Below are 573 nucleotides of genomic sequence, written 5' to 3' on the forward strand. Positions count from 1 at the left end.
GCGCAGACGGCTGAAGGCGCTCTCACCGAGACGCACTCGATCCTGCAGCGTATGCGTGACCTGGCCGTTCAGTCCGCCAACGGCGGCTCCCAGGACCAGGCGTCGCAGAAGGCCGCCGACAAGGAGTTCCAGGAGCTGAAGAAGGAACTCACCCGGATCGCCAACACGACGTCGTTCGGCAGTCAGAAGCTGCTGGACGGTACCTACAACGGCACCTTCCAGGTCGGCTCCAACGGCGACGACACCAACGAGCGCATCAGCGTCGACCTGAGCACCGCCACGGTCGGCAACCTGACCGGCGCGGGCCTGCTCGACGGCGGCGCCGACGGCGACCTCGCCACCGCCGGCGACAACGTCGCGGTCGCGCTGATCGGTTCCGGCGCCGACGGCGACTACGCCGTCACCGCGGACAACGGTGGCGTCATCTCGGACACGGTCAACGTCGCGACCCTGAACGGTAACGTCCAGGCCTCGCAGGCGGCGATCGAGAAGCTGGACACGGCGATCTCGAAGGTGTCGGATGTGCGTGCGCAGCTGGGTGCGACGCAGAACCGGTTCGAGCACACGATCAAC

The 573-nt window shown here is 67.4% G+C and carries 1 protein-coding gene; it reads left to right on the forward strand.

Features of this window, described 5'->3' with window-relative positions; translation table 11 throughout:
- Positions 1 to 573: flagellin N-terminal helical domain-containing protein (locus tag IE99_RS0128505; protein ID WP_030177506.1), on the forward strand; the 573-nt coding region annotated here is incomplete at both ends.

Source organism: Spirillospora albida, assembly GCF_000718255.1.
In the GTDB taxonomy this organism is placed as follows: domain Bacteria; phylum Actinomycetota; class Actinomycetes; order Streptosporangiales; family Streptosporangiaceae; genus Spirillospora; species Spirillospora albida.